This is a genomic window from Rhizobium sp. 01L410 (assembly GCF_056400165.1).
The window spans coordinates 249,814-266,962 of record NZ_JBFTST010000008.1; the positions used below are offsets into that span (position 1 = coordinate 249,814).

The 17,149-nt window shown below is 62.4% G+C and carries 23 protein-coding genes; 12 read left to right on the top strand and 11 right to left on the bottom strand.

Translation table 11 applies throughout. The features are described from left to right. Window positions 1-596: 596 nt before the first annotated feature. Window positions 597-896: a GIY-YIG nuclease family protein gene (locus tag AC1DV9_RS19255; protein ID WP_477949711.1), complete on the bottom strand. Its 300-nt coding sequence runs from the start codon at window positions 894-896 to the stop codon at window positions 597-599. Window positions 897-1,220: 324 nt separating this feature from the next. Here AC1DV9_RS19255 and AC1DV9_RS19260 point away from each other — a divergent pair, with 324 nt between their 5' ends. Both AC1DV9_RS19260 and AC1DV9_RS19265 read left to right on the top strand, forming a co-directional pair. Then, a complete protein-coding gene (locus AC1DV9_RS19260; RefSeq protein WP_477949712.1) occupies window positions 1,221-1,814 on the top strand; it encodes a carboxymuconolactone decarboxylase family protein in 594 nt (197 codons plus the stop codon). A gap of 113 nt (window positions 1,815-1,927) precedes the next feature. Beyond that, the gene (locus AC1DV9_RS19265) at window positions 1,928-2,110 is read left to right on the top strand and encodes a DUF1508 domain-containing protein (protein ID WP_112387917.1); all 183 of its coding nucleotides are present in this window, start codon (window positions 1,928-1,930) and stop codon (window positions 2,108-2,110) included. A gap of 182 nt (window positions 2,111-2,292) precedes the next feature. Here the strand turns inward: AC1DV9_RS19265 and AC1DV9_RS19270 are convergent, their stop codons facing one another. The 4 genes from AC1DV9_RS19270 to AC1DV9_RS19285 form a co-directional block, all read right to left on the bottom strand. Then, window positions 2,293-2,487, bottom strand: a complete 195-nt coding sequence (locus AC1DV9_RS19270; RefSeq protein ID WP_477949738.1) for a hypothetical protein — start codon at window positions 2,485-2,487, stop codon at window positions 2,293-2,295. Window positions 2,488-2,505: 18 nt separating this feature from the next. Then, window positions 2,506-3,540, bottom strand: coding sequence for an alpha/beta hydrolase (locus AC1DV9_RS19275; RefSeq protein WP_477949713.1), 1,035 nt, complete (start codon window positions 3,538-3,540; stop codon window positions 2,506-2,508). A gap of 84 nt (window positions 3,541-3,624) precedes the next feature. Next, a complete protein-coding gene (locus AC1DV9_RS19280; RefSeq protein ID WP_477949714.1) occupies window positions 3,625-4,470 on the bottom strand; it encodes an oxidoreductase in 846 nt (281 codons plus the stop codon). Between the two features lie 84 nt (window positions 4,471-4,554). After that, complete coding sequence (locus AC1DV9_RS19285) at window positions 4,555-5,442, bottom strand: LysR family transcriptional regulator (protein ID WP_477949715.1); 888 nt, start codon at window positions 5,440-5,442, stop codon at window positions 4,555-4,557. A 130-nt stretch (window positions 5,443-5,572) separates the two neighbouring features. Here AC1DV9_RS19285 and AC1DV9_RS19290 point away from each other — a divergent pair, with 130 nt between their 5' ends. Next, window positions 5,573-6,406 (top strand): oxidoreductase, encoded by an 834-nt coding sequence (locus AC1DV9_RS19290; RefSeq protein ID WP_477949716.1) that lies wholly within the window; start codon window positions 5,573-5,575, stop codon window positions 6,404-6,406. Between the two features lie 56 nt (window positions 6,407-6,462). Here the strand turns inward: AC1DV9_RS19290 and AC1DV9_RS19295 are convergent, their stop codons facing one another. Further along, the gene (locus AC1DV9_RS19295) at window positions 6,463-7,452 is read right to left on the bottom strand and encodes a zinc-dependent alcohol dehydrogenase family protein (protein ID WP_477949717.1); all 990 of its coding nucleotides are present in this window, start codon (window positions 7,450-7,452) and stop codon (window positions 6,463-6,465) included. Between the two features lie 101 nt (window positions 7,453-7,553). Between AC1DV9_RS19295 and AC1DV9_RS19300 the strand changes: the two genes are divergently transcribed. Continuing rightward, complete coding sequence (locus tag AC1DV9_RS19300) at window positions 7,554-8,411, top strand: LysR family transcriptional regulator (protein ID WP_477949718.1); 858 nt, start codon at window positions 7,554-7,556, stop codon at window positions 8,409-8,411. Window positions 8,412-8,426: 15 nt separating this feature from the next. Here the strand turns inward: AC1DV9_RS19300 and ftsZ are convergent, their stop codons facing one another. After that, window positions 8,427-9,446: a cell division protein FtsZ gene (ftsZ, locus tag AC1DV9_RS19305; RefSeq protein WP_477949719.1), complete on the bottom strand. Its 1,020-nt coding sequence runs from the start codon at window positions 9,444-9,446 to the stop codon at window positions 8,427-8,429. Between the two features lie 215 nt (window positions 9,447-9,661). Here ftsZ and AC1DV9_RS19310 point away from each other — a divergent pair, with 215 nt between their 5' ends. The 6 genes from AC1DV9_RS19310 (at window position 9,662) to AC1DV9_RS19335 (ending at window position 12,950) form a co-directional block, all read left to right on the top strand. Further along, window positions 9,662-9,880, top strand: a complete 219-nt coding sequence (locus AC1DV9_RS19310; protein WP_112387910.1) for a hypothetical protein — start codon at window positions 9,662-9,664, stop codon at window positions 9,878-9,880. Window positions 9,881-9,971: 91 nt separating this feature from the next. Next, on the top strand, window positions 9,972-10,973 hold the full coding sequence (locus AC1DV9_RS19315) for a ketopantoate reductase family protein (protein ID WP_477949720.1): 1,002 nt from the start codon (window positions 9,972-9,974) through the stop codon (window positions 10,971-10,973). A gap of 134 nt (window positions 10,974-11,107) precedes the next feature. Continuing rightward, the gene (locus AC1DV9_RS19320; RefSeq protein WP_477949721.1) at window positions 11,108-11,263 is read left to right on the top strand and encodes a hypothetical protein; all 156 of its coding nucleotides are present in this window, start codon (window positions 11,108-11,110) and stop codon (window positions 11,261-11,263) included. An 8-nt stretch (window positions 11,264-11,271) separates the two neighbouring features. After that, window positions 11,272-12,168, top strand: a complete 897-nt coding sequence (locus AC1DV9_RS19325; RefSeq protein ID WP_477949722.1) for a dihydrodipicolinate synthase family protein — start codon at window positions 11,272-11,274, stop codon at window positions 12,166-12,168. Between the two features lie 95 nt (window positions 12,169-12,263). Continuing rightward, entirely contained in the window at window positions 12,264-12,530 is a 267-nt protein-coding gene (locus AC1DV9_RS19330) for a hypothetical protein (protein ID WP_477949723.1), read from the top strand. Window positions 12,531-12,644: 114 nt separating this feature from the next. Continuing rightward, the gene (locus AC1DV9_RS19335; protein WP_112387906.1) at window positions 12,645-12,950 is read left to right on the top strand and encodes a DUF1883 domain-containing protein; all 306 of its coding nucleotides are present in this window, start codon (window positions 12,645-12,647) and stop codon (window positions 12,948-12,950) included. A 14-nt stretch (window positions 12,951-12,964) separates the two neighbouring features. Here AC1DV9_RS19335 and AC1DV9_RS19340 read toward each other — a convergent pair whose 3' ends face one another. Together AC1DV9_RS19340 and AC1DV9_RS19345 are read right to left on the bottom strand one after the other, a co-directional pair. Next, the gene (locus AC1DV9_RS19340) at window positions 12,965-14,281 is read right to left on the bottom strand and encodes a replication-associated recombination protein A (RefSeq protein ID WP_477949724.1); all 1,317 of its coding nucleotides are present in this window, start codon (window positions 14,279-14,281) and stop codon (window positions 12,965-12,967) included. Next, window positions 14,278-15,681 carry a DegQ family serine endoprotease gene (locus tag AC1DV9_RS19345; protein ID WP_477949725.1) on the bottom strand — a complete coding sequence of 468 codons (1,404 nt, stop codon included), beginning with the start codon at window positions 15,679-15,681 and terminating at the stop codon, window positions 14,278-14,280. Before AC1DV9_RS19345 ends, AC1DV9_RS19340 begins: the two co-directional genes overlap by 4 nt. 139 nt (window positions 15,682-15,820) lie before the next feature. Here AC1DV9_RS19345 and AC1DV9_RS19350 point away from each other — a divergent pair, with 139 nt between their 5' ends. Next, window positions 15,821-16,192, top strand: a complete 372-nt coding sequence (locus tag AC1DV9_RS19350; protein WP_112513870.1) for a YkvA family protein — start codon at window positions 15,821-15,823, stop codon at window positions 16,190-16,192. Window positions 16,193-16,222: 30 nt separating this feature from the next. Next, a complete protein-coding gene (locus AC1DV9_RS19355; protein WP_477949726.1) occupies window positions 16,223-16,567 on the top strand; it encodes a lysozyme inhibitor LprI family protein in 345 nt (114 codons plus the stop codon). Window positions 16,568-16,570: 3 nt separating this feature from the next. Here the strand turns inward: AC1DV9_RS19355 and AC1DV9_RS19360 are convergent, their stop codons facing one another. Continuing rightward, a complete protein-coding gene (locus AC1DV9_RS19360; protein ID WP_477949727.1) occupies window positions 16,571-16,909 on the bottom strand; it encodes a type II toxin-antitoxin system PemK/MazF family toxin in 339 nt (112 codons plus the stop codon). After that, window positions 16,896-17,114, bottom strand: a complete 219-nt coding sequence (locus AC1DV9_RS19365) for a type II toxin-antitoxin system PrlF family antitoxin (protein WP_112387900.1) — start codon at window positions 17,112-17,114, stop codon at window positions 16,896-16,898. Before AC1DV9_RS19365 ends, AC1DV9_RS19360 begins: the two co-directional genes overlap by 14 nt. Window positions 17,115-17,149: the final 35 nt, after the last annotated feature.

The following is a 17,149-nucleotide window of genomic DNA, read 5'->3' on the forward strand; positions in this document are numbered from 1 at the left end:
GATAGGGGCGCCTCGGCGCCCCTATTGTTTTCTTGATACCAGTACAACCCGCCGCAACTTTTGCAAGCATTTGCAACTGCTTGCAATTTTCGATTTTTTTGCTCTATTCTTTGCACCTTCTGGGGGGCGCAAAGATGATACTTAGTTGCAGGGACTTGAACGGTGACCGATGGGAAATTTACTCGGGAACCGATGGCTGGCGATGGCGTCGAACAGCGACGAATGGACGACTTGTTGGCGCCTCGCCTCAAGCTTACAGCGATCGATATCAATGTATAGAGAACGCGAGACGCAATGGGATGAACAGCACCCCAACGTAGCTCGTGCGCAGAATCCACGGGATAGCCTTAAGAGGGCAAGGCCTTAGGAACCCGAAACAGATTGACACCCGCCCCCGTCCTTCGAGGCTCCGGCTTTGCCTGCGCGCCTCAGGATGAGGGCTGATCGTCGTGCAATCGTCCCGATAATACCTGACGACAGCGAGACAGGTCGCCCAAATTTCGGCGTGAAGACTCCATCGTCAAGCGTCCACTCCAGCCTCATCCTGAGGTGCGAAGCCCGATAGGGCGCAGCCTCGAAGGACGAGGCTGGCCACCTCACGACTTAACCGCAACCGGTCCACGCTTTGACAATCCCGGCAACCCCTCATAGTCCAGTGCTATAAGCGCTTCCTTCTTGCGCCGCGACCAGCCCTTGATCTGGCGCTCGCGGGCGATGGCATCGATAATGCGGTCATAGGTCTCGGTGAAGACGAGCTCGACGGGCAGGCGCTTGGCGGTGTAGCCGTCGTAGACACCAGCATTGTGCTCCCATAAGCGGGCCTCGATATTCTGCTTGGTCAGCCCGGTATAATAGGCGCCGTCGCGGCATCTCAGAATGTAGACAGTCACTTCCATCGCGCGCGCCCCAACCGCGGCTTAAATCTACCATAGCGGGCGTTTCGGTTGCAACCCGCCCTCGTCCTTCGAGGCTCCGGCTTCGCCTGCGCGGCTGATCGTTTGTGCCAGCCTGTTTTCGCGAGGAGCTGCAGCGTCTGTATCGCGACGATCCTGACGACCTGCCGCACCACCCACTCCAACCTCATCCTGAGGTGCGAAGCTCGCTAGAGCGCAGCCTCGAAGGACGAGGTTGGCCGCCGCCGCACCACTGACAACTCCGACCCGCTTGCCGCACCGGCATTTTGGACTATCCTCTTTGTCTCAGCGAAGGAGGATCGCGCCATGGCCTTCATTCATACGCCCCATGCATCCGAGAACGACAAGACAGCGTCGATGTACGCCTCGGCAGAGGCCAGCTACGGTTATCTGCCGAACATGTACCGCGCCTTCGGGCACCGGCCGGAGGTGATGGAGCATTGGGGGGGGCTGTTGTCCAGCATTCGCAGCCATATGACGCTGAGGCGCTATGAGCTGGTGACGCTGGCTGCCGCGCGGGAGCTCAAATCGTCCTATTGCATGCTGGCCCATGGTTCCGTGCTACTGCGCGAGGGTTTTACCAATGATGGGCTGGCGGCGACGGCGGGTGGGGCTGAGAAGGCGCCGGTCGATGCGGCAGAACGGGCGATCATGGAGTTTGCCGTCAAGGTGGTGCGCGATGCCACGACCGTCACCCAGCAGGATGTAGATGCCCTGAAGAAGCACGGGCTTTCGGACGCGGAGATCTTCGACATCACCGCCGCTGCGGCTGTGCGCTGCTTCTTCTCAAAGATGCTCGACGCGCTCGGCGCCGCGCCAGACCACGTTTACGCCGAACGGCTCGATCCCAATCTGCGCAAATCGCTTGCCATCGGACGGCCGATCGACGGGCTGGTCTGAGGCTGCAATCGCCACCTTCTTTTTCACCATCCAGCGGCTGTAGCCAATTCGTGGAGCGAGCGGCTCTTCTCGCTTAGGTTTTCCCGATCAAGCAACACTGACGGGAGGAACAGATGGCGAGCTGCAAGGACCCAAACGGCGATACCTGGGAGATTTATAACGGCGCTGACGGGTGGCGTTGGCGGCGGACGGCATCAAATGGCCGGATTGTCGCCGCGTCATCTCAGGGCTATTCGAACCGCAGCGATTGCATCGACAATGCACGCCGCAGCGGGATGACCTGCAATCCTGTGTAAGCGGCACGCTTATTCACTCTGCACTTGTCGCCCCGATAAAATGCGGCCGAAGCAGAACTTACACTTGGCGGACCAAAGCCATTCACTGCGCGGACACGCGGTGAATGGCTAGCCGTTTTCGGCCCGAGGACAGGATAGCAGTTCGAAACGCTAAACCCCGACGTCACATTGGCTGGCCGGCCTTATCGGTCGCGCCGCCTCGCCAGCACAATCACTACGGCGCCTAGGACGGCCGCCAGCGCGCCCCAATAGATCCAGGGCGTCTGGTCGATCATGAAGCTCTCGGCGGGATAGGGGAAATAGCCGCTGCCCTGCCCGATCCAAACGAGGCCGACCAGCACCAGGAGCGTGCCAAGCACATAGGCTGCCTTAACCATCATCGGTCTCCTTGAAAATCATTGCTGCGGGGTGTCGGCGAAGTGGCGCATGGCGAATTCGGCGACGCGCTGGTTGGAGCTGTCGGCATCGGCAAGCAGATGTGGAAAAAGCTGCCAGCCATGGATCAGGCCCGGCCAGACCTCAAGCGTCACCTCGACACCTACCGCCTTCGCCTTGTCGGCAAGCCGCAGGGTGTCGTCGAGCAGCGCTTCGCTGTCCGAGACCTGCAGGAAGAGCGGCGGCAGGCCGGAAAGATCGGCAAAGAGCGGTGAAACATCTGGGTTGTCAGGCGCCGTCGCGCCGAGATAGGGCTTGGCCAGCGCCTCGATCCCAGTCTTGGTGATGACGGGATCGGTGGCGGCATTCGACGTCATCGAGACGCCGCTGGCGGAAAGATCGGTCACCGGGCTGAGCGCAATGACGGCGGCGGGCAGCTGGCGGCCGGCCCTCTTCTGGCGCAAAACGGCCTCGATCGCCAGATTGGCGCCGGTGCCATCACCGGCGAGGATGATGTTGCCGCTCTCGTAGCCGTTTTCCAGCATCCAGCGATAAGCGGTCCTGATATCGTCGATCTGCGCGGGATAGCGGCCCTCGGGGACCAGCCGGTAGTCGATCACCAGCACATCCGAGGAGGCAGCCTTGGCGAGAGAACCGGCCAGCAGCCGGTGGGTGCGCGGCGAGCCGCCGTGGAAGCCGCCGCCATGCACATAGAGGATGCCGCGGCGGCCGAGCGGGTGGTGAAGACGGGCAGGCCAGATGAGGTCAGCCTCGACGCCATCGGCATCCATGTGACGGATCTGCACGCGCGCGGGCTCCGGATTACCAGCCATGAAACTACGGAAGGCCGCGGCGCGTTTTTCCGGGGTGGCAGCATCGGCGAAATGCTCTTTCCAGTGCCCGGCCAATTCCTCGACCTGCTGTTTCGATTGCGCGCTCTGCGGCGGGATGTCGGCGGCACCGGCATCCGCCGCAACCAACAAGCCCGGCAGCAGTGCCAATGCAAACCCGGCCGCCCTCACGCCAGCTGCTGCAGACAATAACCGGTCACGCATTCATCCCTCCGAAACCAAACGGCCGCCCTGCCCGATCATCGGACAGGACGGCCGCAGAAGTCAAAGGCTTGCTGCGTCTTCCGGTCAGTCTTTCGGAAAATCAGCGCCGATGCTGGTTTCCTTCCAGGCTTCGACGAGCGCCAGACGCTCGGCAAGCTTCTTGGTGACCGCCTCATAGCCGAAGGCGCCGAGCACGAGGTGGCGCGGCGCCTTCTCGACTTGCGTGATCTTGATCATCGCTTCTGCAGCGCGCACCGGATCGCCCGGCTGCTGGCCGCTATAGCCCGCCGTCTGCTTCATCCGGCCGGCAGCGGTCTCGGCATAGTCGCCAATCTTGCTCTCGGTCTGGCGCAGCGAACGGCCGGCCCAATCCGTGCGGAACGGTCCGGGCTCGACGCAGGTGACCTGGATGCCGAGTGCGGCCGTCTCGGCAGCGAGCGAATCCGAGAAGCCTTCGACGGCATGCTTGCTTGCCGAATAATAGCCCGATGCCGGGAAGCCGATGAAGCCGGCAACCGAGGTGATGTTGATGATGTGGCCGCGGCGGCGGGCGCGCATGCCGGGAAGCACGGCGCGGGTCATGGCGAAGAGACCGAAAACATTGGCCTCGAACTGATCGCGGATTTCCTGGTCGTCGCCTTCCTCGATCGAGGACTGGTAGCCGTAGCCGGCATTGTTGACGAGAACGTCGACACGGCCGAAGCGCTCTTCGGCAGCCTTTACGGCAGAAGCAATCTGTCCCTGGTCGGTGACGTCGAGCGCGACGGCGAGCGCATTGTCATGGCCTTCGGCGAGATCCGCGACGCGGGCCTTTTCGCGGGCGGTGACGATGGTCGGCCAGCCGCGGGCGATGGTGAGTTTGGCCAGCTCGCGGCCAAAGCCTGTCGAGCAGCCGGTGATGAACCAGACGGGGGCGTTGTCTTGGGACATGGTCTATTCCTGATCTTTGGGAAGTGCCTCTGGGAGGCTGGAGGTAACAGGATTGATGTAGGGCAAAACGGCTAAATTTCCAGATTACTCCGCCTTCATCGCCTCGATCAGCGCCCGGAAGCCAGCCGACATGTGGCGGCGGCTGGGATAGTAGAGGTAGAGCGGCTCCTCCGGCTGGCACCAGTCGTCGAGCACCTTGATCAGGCGACCGGCGGCGACATGCTCGGCGACGCGGTTTTCCCAGACATAGGCGAGAGCAACGCCGCCGAGGGCCGCTTGCGTCATCAGCTCGTGATCGTCCAGCGACAGCGGTCCGTTCGGATGGAAGGTGATCGCCTGCCCGTCGCGCTCGAAATCCCAGGGATAGCGCACGCCGGAGGGATACATGTTCTGGATACAGAGATGGCGCTTGAGATCATGCGGCGTCAGCGGCTTCGGCCGATGCTCGAAATAGGCGGGCGAGCCGACGACGACGAGGCGCAGGCGCGGGCGGATGCGGAGCGCGATCATCCCCTCGGTGACGCGCTCGCCGAAGCGGATCCCGGCATCGAAGCCTTCCTCGACGATATCGACCAGCCGGTCGGTGGCGCTGATTTCCAGCTGCAGATTGGGGTTCTTGGACAGGAGCGGTCCGATGATATGGCCGATGACGAATGGGGCGATCGAATTGGCGACATTGAGGCGCACCTTGCCGAAGGGCGTGTCGCGAAACTGGTTCAGCGCGTCGAGCGCAGAGCTGATCTCACCGAAGGCGGGATCGAGATGCGATTTGAGGAGTTCGCCCGCCTGGGTCAGCGACACGCTGCGGGTGGTGCGGTTGAGCAGCCGGATGCCGATCCGCTCTTCGAGATTGAGCACCGCATGGCTGATCGCCGAAGCCGTCACGCCCCTTTCCTCGCCTGCCTTACGAAAGCTGAGATGCCGGGCAACGGCCGCAAAGGCCGCCATTTCGGAGAGGTCGGTCGCGCGCATTGATGAATTTCACTCAGTATAATTCGGAAAATAACAAATCTTATGCATGAGCGGCTTTCAGGTCAAATTCTCCTCACCGGCACAGAGAAACCGGCACTCACAACGAAGAGAGATCTGAAAGGAACGTGTCATGAAAGTCTGGTTCATCACTGGTGCATCCCGCGGTTTTGGCGCGCTGATGACCAAGGAAGCCCTTGCTGCAGGCGACGCCGTCGTCGCCACTGCCCGCAATCCGAAGACCGTCATCGATGCCATCGGCGACCACCCCAATCTGCTGGCGACCGCACTCGATGTCACCGATGAGCGACAGGCGCAGGAGGCGGCGGCAACGGCCGTCCAGCGCTTCGGCCGCATCGACGTTCTGGTCAACAATGCAGGATACGGATTGCTCGGCGCCGTCGAGGAAGCCACCACTGAAGAGATCGAGAAGATCTATGCGACCAATGTCTTCGGCCTGTTGAAGGTCACCCGTGCGGTGCTGCCCCATATGCGCCGTCAGCGCTCGGGCCATGTCCTGAACTTCTCGTCGATCGGCGGCTATGCCGGCTATCCCGGCTGGGGCGTCTATGGCTCGACGAAATTCGCGGTCGAAGGTCTTTCGGAATCGCTGGCGATGGAGATCGAGCCGTTCGGCATCAAGGTCACCATCATCGAGCCCGGCTTCTTCCGCACCGATTTCCTGGCCGACAATTCGCTGTCGATCAGCCCGGCATCGATCCCGGATTATGTGGGAACACCTGCCGGCAACATGCGGGACTTCGCCGCCAGCGCCAATCACGCCCAGCCGGGCGATCCCGCGAAATTCGCGGCCGGTATCGTGACGCTGGTGAATGCCGAAAACCCGCCGCTGCGCATGCCCTTCGGCAGCGATACGGTGGCCAAGCTCGGCGAGAAGAATGCCTTCGTCGAACAGGAGCTTTCCACCTGGCGGGCGCTGGCCGTCTCCACCGACTTCGCCGCCTGAAACAGATCGCCTAACCGAAAACGCCGCCCCGTTTATGACGGGCGGCGTTTCTCGTCTCAGCCGATATCGATTACCAGCTTGCCCTTGGCCCCGCGCTCCTCGATCAGGCGGTGAGCCTCGGCGGTTTCCCCCAGCGTGAAGTGGCGGGCGTCGAGACGCGGGGCCAGCTGTCCGGCTTCGGCCAGCCTGGTTGCCTCCTGCATGATCTCGCCGTGGTGCTCGCGGCCTTCACCGGTCAGGAGCGGCAGCAGCGTGAAGACGCCGGAATAGGTGGCCGCCTTGAAGGAAAGCGGAGCCAGCGCATGCGTGCCCCAGCCAAGGCTGGTCACCACATGGCCGAAACGCTTGACGGCCTTGAAGGCGGCATCAAGCCCTGCCCCGCCAACGGTGTCATAGACGATATCGAAGCCCTTGCCGCCGGTATATCTCGCCATATAGTCCTCGACGCTTTCGGCGGTGTGATCGATCGGGGTCGCACCGAGGCTGCGGATATAGTCCGCCTTGGCAGCACCATCGGCAGCGTAGACGTCAGCGCCGAATGCGTTGGCGATCTGCACCGCGACATGGCCGACGCCGCCTGCACCGCCGAGAACCAGTACCGTCTGGTCGGACTTCACGGCAGCGCGGTCGACCAGGCCTTCCCAGGCGGTGATGAAGATCAGCGGCAAAGCGGCGGCTTCGCGCATCGTCAGGTTTGCGGGCTTGATCGCCAGCAGGCGGGCATCGACGGCGGCGAATTCCGCCAGCGAGCCTTGCACGCCGCCGACACCGCCGGTCATGCCATAGACTTCGTCGCCGGGGCGGAAGCCGGAAACGCCCTCGCCGATCTCCTCGACGATACCGGCGAGATCGATGCCGAGAATGGCGGGCAACGGCTGGCGGGCATGCTCTGCGGCACCTGCGCGGATCTTGGTGTCGAGCGGATTGACGCCGCTCGCCTTGATGCGCACCAGCACTTCGCCGGCACCCGGTTTCGGGCGAGCGATCTCGGCCAGGCGGAACGGTGCATTGTGGTTTTCGAGGATCAGGGCTTTCATCGTGTTCATGTCGGTCACTCCGTTTTCGATGAGCGGATGATCCTCCCAACACGATTGCATGAAAATCAAAGATATCGCATGATCTCCATTCATTATTGAATGAGGCGATCATGGAATGGAGCGACGTCAGGATCTTTCTCGCGATTGCCCGCGAAGGGACACTGGGTGCGGCCGCCCGCAGGCTCAGCCAGACACAGCCGACCATGGGGCGGCGGCTCAAGGCGCTGGAGGCTGCGACCGGTCACATGCTGTTCCAGCGAACGGCCGACGGATTCGTGCTGACAGACGAGGGCAGCATCGTTCTGCAGCATGCGTTGCGGATGGAAGAGGAAGCCGTTGCGCTGGAGCGGCAACTGCAGGGCAGCGCGCGATCACTTGAGGGAATGCTGCGGATTTCATGCTCGGACTGGTTCGGCCTTCACATGCTGACGCCTGTCTTGGCGGAATTCTCGCTGGCGCATCCGAAGGTCTCGGTCGAATTGCTCACGGATGCGCGGCTCCTCAACCTGTCCCGGCGCGAGGCCGATCTGGTGTTTCGCATCCGGCCATTCACCGAGCCGGAGGTGATCTCACGCAAGCTGATGCATATCGGCTATGGACTTTACGTTGCGAAAGGCACCCCTCACCCCACGGCAGGCGACGGCAGCGGCTTTGCCATTGTCACCATGGACGAGGCCTTTGCCGAGATGCCCGATGTGCATTGGGTGACCCGCATGTTCCCGAAGGCGACGATCACCATGCGGAGCAACAATCGCGATGTGCAGGCAGCGCTCTGCGCCCGCGGCGCTGGAATGGCCGTTCTGCCGCGGCCGCTCGGCGACTGTTTTGAAGGCTTGGAACGCGTCGACGTTCCGGAGGCGCCGCCGGGGCGCGATACATTCCTCGGCTATCATCGCGATCTGAAGCGACTGCCGAGGCTGAGGGCCTTCATGGATGTGGTGATCAGCCGGTTGGCGACAACCGGCTGATCACTGAGCGGTGACTTACTGCAGCGTACGGATCGGAGCCTGCTGCGCGGCGTGGCCCGGAGCTGCTGGCGCGCCATTGCCATCGAGGCCGGTTGCGACAACTGCGACACGGAACTTGCCGTCGAGATTGCGGTCGAAGATCGCGCCGACGACGATGTCGGCATCGTCCTGCACTTCGTCGCGGATGCGGCTTGCCGCTTCGTCGACTTCGAACAGCGTCATGTCGGAACCGCCGGAGATCGAGATCAGCACGCCCTTGGCGCCCTTCATCGAGATGTCGTCAAGCAGCGGGTTGGCGATGGCCGCTTCTGCAGCCTTCATGGCACGGCCTTCGCCTGCCGCTTCGCCGGTGCCCATCATCGCCCGGCCCATGCCGCGCATGACCGACTTGACGTCAGCGAAGTCGAGATTGATCAGGCCTTCCTTGACAATCAGATCGGTGATGCAGCCGACGCCGGCGTAGAGAACGCGGTCGGCGGTCATGAAGGCATCGGCAAAAGTCGTCTTGGCATCGGCAATGCGGAACAGGTTCTGGTTCGGGATGACGATGACGGTATCGGCCGCCTGACGCAGCGCCTCAATGCCGACATCGGCCGTGCGCATGCGACGGTTGCCTTCGAAGGTGAAGGGCTTGGTAACGACGCCGACGGTCAGGATGCCTGCCTGGCGTGCCGCGTGGGCGATGACCGGTGCGGCACCCGTACCGGTGCCGCCGCCCATGCCGGCGGTGACGAAGCACATGTGGGAACCGGCCAGATGATCCATGATCTCGTCGATCGATTCCTCGGCAGCCGCATGGCCGACCTCAGGCAGCGAGCCCGCGCCAAGGCCTTCGGTGACATGGGCGCCGAGCTGGATGCGGCGCGAGGCCTTGGAGGTGGCGAGCACCTGGGCATCGGTATTGGCGGCGATGAAATCGACACCCTCAAGATTTTCTGCGATCATGTTGTTGATCGCATTGCCGCCACCGCCGCCGACGCCGATGACAGTGATACGCGGCCGCAGTCCCGAAATGCCGCTCTTGGCGTCGCTCATCGTATTCTCCTTTGATGCCTCACTCATGCCCCGCCCTCGTTGCGGAGCAGCGAATCGAGTGTAAGGCTAAAGGCGCAAGAAGGCAGAGGCGGGGCGAAAGAACAAGATGCAGCCTCTCCGAAAGAAAATTCGGAACCTTTTCCACCGCTGCGCATTATGACGGATTCATGTCATCTTTATCATCATCATTGCCAACGGAGAGGAGTACCGCTGAGATGCCTAGCATTGCCGCACGCCAGACCGTCGCCCCACCCCACGAGCATACGCTGACTGTTCAGGAAGCGCTGGAGCCGCTGTTCCTGGCGCTGGAACAGGAAGTCGAGATCAAGATGGTCGCTGCTGCGTTGCGCGCCGGCTGGTCGGCCGAGGATGCGGTCGCAGCAATCGATGAGCTGCGCCGCACCGAACTCGTCGACGGCGCAACTGCGCACTAATTTGGGCGCTCGTGAAAAATTGTCATTCGCCATCGCCTGCGAATGACCTAAGTCTAACGCGACGATTACATCTTCGCGGAGACCTTCCCCAATGTCCTTCAAATCGATCTGCGTTTACGGCGCCGGTGCGCTTGGCGGCGCCATCGCGGCCAAGCTGGCGTCTGCAGATAGCGGCGTCACCGTTTCTGCGGTGGCGCGTGGCGCACATCTCAAAAGCATCCGCGAAAACGGCCTGCGGCTGTTCGAGGCCGGCAGCGAAACACCAATCACGGTGCAGATCACAGCAACGGACGATCCCTCCACCCTGCCCCCGCAGGACCTGATCATTACCGGCCTCAAGGGGCATCAGCTCGGCGATGCCGCCGAAGGCATCGCCACGCTCCTCAAGCAGGGAACGCGGGTGATGATGATCCTCAACGGCATTCCCTGGTGGTATTTCCACCGCGACAGCCAGAGCCAACATTCCGAGCTGCAGTTCGAGGAACTCGACCCGGCCGGGCGGCTGTGGCGGCTGATCGGCCCGGAGCGCGTCATCGGCTGCGTGGCGATGCAGGGCGCCGAGGTGGTCAGGCCGGGCGAGATCCAGCTGTCGAACAATGGCCGCTACATCCTCGGCGAACCCTCCGGCGAAATGAGCGCCGATCTTGAGGGTATCAAGAGCCTGCTGACGGGCGCCGGGCTGAATGTCTCCACCACCCCACGCATCCGCGACGACATCTGGAACAAGCTGACCGGCAACGCCGCCTTCAATCCGCTGAGCGCGCTGACGCGCGCCCTGATGACCGATATCATGGCGGACCCGGCGCTCTACGACATGGTCGGCAAGATCATGAACGAGGTTCGTGCCGTCGGCACCGCGCTGGGCGCCACATTCTCGATCACCATCGAGGAGCGCCTTGAGCAATCGCGCCATATCGGCGCCGTCAGAACCTCGATGCTGCAGGATTTGCTCGCCGGCAAGGCGCTGGAGATCGTGCCGCTGAGCGGCATGGTCGTGGCTCTGGGCCGCCTTGCGGCAGTTCCGACGCCGGTGTCCGAAGTGGTGCTTGCGCTGACCTCGCAGCTGGATATCGAGAACAGGCGAACAAGCTAGCCGCACCTCCGATTTAGCCGCATGGCTTCTGGCCTGTGCCATTTATTCTTTTCATATATGACACGCGGCTGCCCGGAATGGATTTCCTACGCCTGGCGGCCTTAACCTCTGTGGAGAATGCAGAGGTAATCCCCATGCGCAACGTCGTGCCCGCCAATCCGCTTCGTGACCGGCCTCGCCGAGCCGTCAAGGCCCGCGCCATGCGTGAACGGCGAACCGCCCAGGTGCTGATGCTGTTCGGCGTCATTCTTGCCTGCGTCGAACTCTATGTGATCGTCAGCTGGATCTGAGCCCTTCGATGCGACGCAATCTTTCGCTGCGCCTTTCCGGCGCCATCACCCCGCTTGTCACCCCTTTCCGCCACGGCGCGCTCGATATCAAGGCACTCGAAATGCTGGCCGAATGGCAGATCGCCAGCGGCATAGGCGCGCTTGCGGTTGGAACCGTCACCGGCGAAGGCCCGGCGCTTTCGCAGGCCGAGCGCGACAAGGTTCTCTCGGCAATGCTGCGCGTTGCCGGTGACCGCATTCCCGTTCTTGCCGCGACCGGCACCAACTGCACGGCGCAGACCATCGAGGCGACGCGACGGGCCGAAGCGCTCGGCGCCAGCGCCGCGCTGGTCACCGTCCCCTACTATTCGAAGCCGGGGCAGAAAGGCATCCTGCATCATTTTCGCGAACTGGCAGCAGCCACCAACCTGCCGCTGATCATCGTCAACGATCCCGCGCGGACGGCCGCGCCGCTTCTGCCATCGACGCTCGACATGCTTTCTGCCGATGGCACGATCTTCGGCCTGCTCGACATCGAGGGCGATATGGCAACGCTCGCCTCATACAGGGATCGCCTTCATCTCTTTACCGGCAATGCGCTCGGCGCCCCGGCCTTTCTTGCCTGTGGTGGCGACGGCGTGATTGCGCCTGTCGGCAATGTGCTTCCGAAACTCGTGACCTCGCTGCAGCATGCCGCGGCCTGCGGCAACCTGCCTGCGGCGCTCACGCTTGCCGATCGCATGACGGCGCTGATCGATGCCATCGGCGGCGACCCTGCCTGCATCAAATATGCGCTGAGTGCCTATCCAGGCATTGGCGCGGAGGTCCGCCTGCCGCTCGTTGCCGCCGATGACGCAGCAAAAGAAGCCGTTGCATCGGCGCTGATGCCCTTCGCCACCACGCCGAAACGCGCACTATCCCTATGACAATCTTATACATTCGGCCACGGCGCCCAATGGAAAGGCAATCCGTCTCCCCATAGATTTGGACGGTAAGCCAGACATCTCGAAAGGACATATCGATGTCACGTCTTTCTTCCGGCGCGTCCGCCGATCCGCTTCAACGCAACACCGCGCCGGCCCGCTTCACCATCGGCAGGAACGGGCGCGGACAGTGGATCGTTGCCGACCGCGACGGGCTGGTCGGCGGCCTCTTCATCAACGAGGCCGCCGCCCTTCACTTCGCTGCCGCTGAGTGCAATCACAACCCCGCCGAGATCTGCCGCGCTGCAGATGGGATCGTGACGGAACTCAGCGTCTTCGAGGCGATCGAGCCCCGGCTGCATTGAGGGCGCAGGCTCCCGTTGTGCCAAGACGGGAGCCTTCCCGCACAGGCTGCCAAACTTTTCTTTAACTGGCACAGACTAAGATTGCCGTCGGACAGCAGCCAGTTTTTGAGACCGATGACCAAGCCGAATTTCCGCTTCAAGCACTACGACCTTCACGAACAGCGCGCCGGAACGATCGTCGAGGTGGCGCTGAATGCGGTCAACAATGTCCGCCTGATGACGGCGCCGCAATTCCAGCGTTTCACGGAAGTTCTCGATTTCAAATATATCGGCGGCGTCGCCAAGAAATCGCCGGTGAAAATGGTGATCCCCGACAGCGGCCACTGGCACCTGATCGTCGATATGGAAGGCCATCACGGGTTGGCGGAGTCCGCCGTCAAGGTGATCGCGGCGCCTGGCGCTCAGAAGAAGGCTTCGTAAAGCCGCCAATCGGCTCAGCGCGGATTGCGCTCTTTGCGGAGCTTGGACCACCATTCCAGCCGTTTGCGGATCTCCCGTTCGAAGCCGCGCTCAGGCGGATCGTAGAAGGTCTTGCGGCCCATCTTTTCCGGAAAGTAGTCCTGACCTGAAAAGGCGTCCGGCTCATCGTGGTCGTAGCGATAGCCGTCGTTATAGCCTTCGTCCTTCATCAGCTTGGTTGGCGCATTCAGGATGTGCTTCGGCGGCAGCAGCGAGCCGTTCTGCTTGGCAGCCATGGTCGCGGCCTTGAAGGCGGTATAGACGGCGTTGGATTTCGGTGCCGTGGCCAGATAGACACAAGCCTGCGCCAGCGCCAGTTCGCCCTCTGGCGAGCCGAGATAATCGTAGGCGTCCTTTGCGGCATTGCAGATGACCAGCGCCTGCGGGTCGGCGAGGCCGATATCCTCGACAGCCATCCGCACAAGGCGGCGGCCGAGATAGAGCGGATCCTCGCCGGCATCGAACATGCGCGCCAGATAGTAAAGAGCGGCATCGGGATCGGAGCCGCGAACCGATTTGTGAAGCGCCGAAATCAGATTGTAGTGGCCGTCCTGCGCCTTGTCGTAAACAGGCGCCCGGCGCTGGACGATGCGCGTCAATCCCTCGGTATCGAAGACCTCGCCCAGCCTTGCCGCACGCCAGACTTCCTCGGCCAGCGTCAGGATCGCCCGGCCATCGCCGTCTGCCATGCGCAGCAGACTTGCCCGCGCGTCATCGGTCAGCGGAAGCGGCTTCTGCTCGACGGCTTCGGCGCGCGTCAGCAATTCGCTGAGGCTCTCCTCGCCATGCGATTTGAAGGTCAGGACGCGGGCACGCGACAGGAGAGCGGCGTTGAGTTCGAAGGAGGGGTTTTCGGTGGTCGCACCGACGAGAATGACGGTGCCGTCTTCCATCACCGGCAGGAAGCTATCCTGCTGCGCCCGGTTGAAGCGATGGATCTCGTCGACGAAGAGCAGCGTCTGGCGTCCATCCATCCGCCGCAGCCGCGCGGTTTCGAATACCTTCTTCAGATCGGCGACACCGGAGAAGATCGCCGAAATCTGTTCGAAGGCAAGGCCAGCCTCGCCCGAGAGAAGCCGGGCCACCGTCGTCTTGCCAGTACCGGGCGGCCCCCAGAAGATCATCGACCCCAGCGATCCGCTTTCGATCATACGCCTGAGAACGCCGTCCTCACCGGTCAGATGCTCCTGACCGGCGACCTCCGACAGTGTCTGCGGCCGCAGACGATCGGCAAGAGGCCGCCGGTTGGCGACCTCGTCTGGAACGCGTGGGGCGAACAGATCATTGCTCATCGGAAGAACTGCCTGATCCGCTGGCCGTCGCGTTCGATCTCGACACGCCAGAGACCGGCATCATCAGCGGCGATCTGCGACAATTGCTCGGTCGTCTGCACCGGCGTGCCGTTGATGGCAACGATGATATCCTTCGGCTCGAAACCGAGACGGGCGGCTGGAGAGTCTTCCTTGACCTCGGAAACGACGACGCCTGATGATTCCGTCGGCATACGCAGCTCGTCGGCGACGCGCGGCGACAGGTTTTCGACGACGGTGCCGGTAAAGGGCGTGCGGCCGCCAATGGTGCGCTGGTCGCGCGGCGAGGTTTCAGGGGCGCGATCGAGCTTCAGAGCCACTTCCTGCTCGCCGCCGTTTTCGACGACGCCAAGCTTGACGGTGTTGCCGAGGCCGGCCGTTGTCAGGCGGTAGAGAAGCGCATCGGGATGCTCGACGGGAATACCGTTGACGGCAGTGACGATCTCACCGGCTTTGAGGCCGGCCTTCTGCGCCGGGCTGCCATCGGTCACCTTGACGATCAGCGCGCCACGGGCCTTGTCGAGGCCGAGCGCCTCGGCGACCTCTGACGTCACGGCATCGAAGGTGGCGCCGACATAGGGCCGCTCGAAAGACTTCACGCCGGCATCGGCCGAGGTCAGGAAGACCTTGACGAGATTGGCCGGGATAGCAAAGCCGATGCCGTTGGAACCGCCGCCGCGCGAGAAGATCGCAGTGTTGATGCCGATCAGCTCGCCCTTCATGTTCATCAGCGCACCGCCGGAATTGCCGGGGTTGATCGAGGCATCGGTCTGGATGAAGAAGCCGAACTCGTTCTTGACCACCTGGTTGCGGGCGAGCGCCGACACGATCCCCGACGTCACCGTCTGGCCGACGCCGAACGGGTTGCCGATCGCCAGAACGAGATCGCCGACTTCGACCGCATCGGAGTTGCCGATCGGCAGCGTCGGGAAATTGGCCTTGGTCTCGATCTTCAGGACGGCGAGATCGAGGCGGTCATCGCGCAGCACCACCTTGCAGGGGAACTCGCGCCCGTCCGACAGCGCCACCTTGATATCGTCGGCGCCCTCGATGACGTGGTTGTTGGTAACAACGGTGCCGTTCGCCTCGACGATGACGCCGGAGCCGAGCGACGACTGCTTCTCGGAGCGGTTCGGCATCTGCTGGCCGAAGAACTGCTCGAAGAAGGGATCGCCGGCAAAAGGCGACTGCCGCTGAACGGTCTTCTCGGCATAGACGTTTACGACCGCGCCGGATGTCTGCTTCACCAGCGGCGCGAAGGACAGTTGCATTTGCATCTGGCTCTGCGGCACGGTTTTCGCATCCTCGGCCTGCGCGCCGAGCGGCAGGAGCACGGCGAGCGCAAAGAGCGGGACAAACGAACGTTTCGACAGGCCTAGCATCGTATTTCCTTCTGAAATGCTACAAGGATCAGTGTTGTAGCGCCGGACGCTAGAAAGGAAAGAGGGCGGAAGCATGGAAGAAGCGAGCACGCGAAAAAGCAATTGAGGAGCCTGCCACATTGATTCAGGAAATGCGCATATGAGCCTGATAAGCCAAGCGAAAATATGGGCCAAGTCACTCAAGCGTGACATTGTCGCCCTGTGGCTCGCAGCACGCGATCCGCGCGTCCCCTGGCATGCCAAAGCCGTTGCCGGCGCGGTCGCCGCCTATGCGCTGTCGCCGGTCGACCTCATCCCGGATTTCATTCCTGTTCTTGGCTATCTCGACGACATCATCATCGTGCCGCTCGGCATTCTGCTTGCGGTCCGGCTCATCCCACCGCCGCTGATGGCAGAACTCCGGGCGCAAGCGGCAGAGCGTGCGGAACGCCCAGTCAGCCGCACAGGATTGATCTTCATCCTTGCCGTCTGGGCTTGCTGCATCATCTTCCTGATCCGGGCGTTCCTCTGAGCGCCGTACCCGCAAACAGGAATCCACTGCATGAAAGCCACCGCTATCGCCCTCGCCTTCACCTTCCTCCCGATCTTCGCACCGCTCGCCCATGCCGCAAGCTTCGACTGCGATGCCAAGGAACTGAAGCCCGACGAGAAGGCGATCTGCGACAACAGGGCGCTCAACGATGCCGACGTGAAGATGGCCACCACCTTCGACCTGCTCTCCGGCCTGCTCGCCATGGGCTCGCGTGGCACGCTGCAGGACGAGCAGACCGCCTGGCTGAAGAAACGCCAGGAATGCCAGGCGGACGCGGCCTGCATCAAGGCGGTCTATGACGAGCGGCTGAAGCAGCTTGGCGAGACGTACAAGAATATCAACAGGCCGCTTTAGTCATCAGCTGCCAATATGGGCTCGGATTGTAGACATGACAGCCGAGAGCGTCGCATCGGGCAACCGGCCGATCCTGTCGATCTGTCCCGTCTCGACAGTCGCAATCTTGGCCGGACGGATGACAGACGGCGCTGGCAGGCCGGCGGCATGATGATCGTCGATCGCGACGTCTCCAACCCACGGGCGGTTTTCTGCTGAGGTGATCATCACGGCCCACACCAACGCCTCGTTCTCTCCGAGGGCGCCAGCCGAAACGACCAGCGCCGGGCGGCGCTGGCGCGTGTCGCGGTCGGTGTAAGGGAAAGGCACCCTTACGATGTCGCCCTGCTCAAAGATCGGCATAGGCCTTCCGGTCAGCTTCGCTGTCCCACTCGGAGAAGGTCGCGAACGGATCGTCGGCAAGCGGCTCAGCTGCGCGCGATATCACGACACGGTTTTCATCCTCGAGCGTATAGACAATGGAATCGCCTTCCCGAAGGCGCAGTGCAGAACGCACAGCCTGCGGAATGGTTGTCTGTGCTTTGCTCGTTATCTTGCTTGTGATCATTGCTCACCTCTCGATGAATGTAAGGAAGTTCCTTA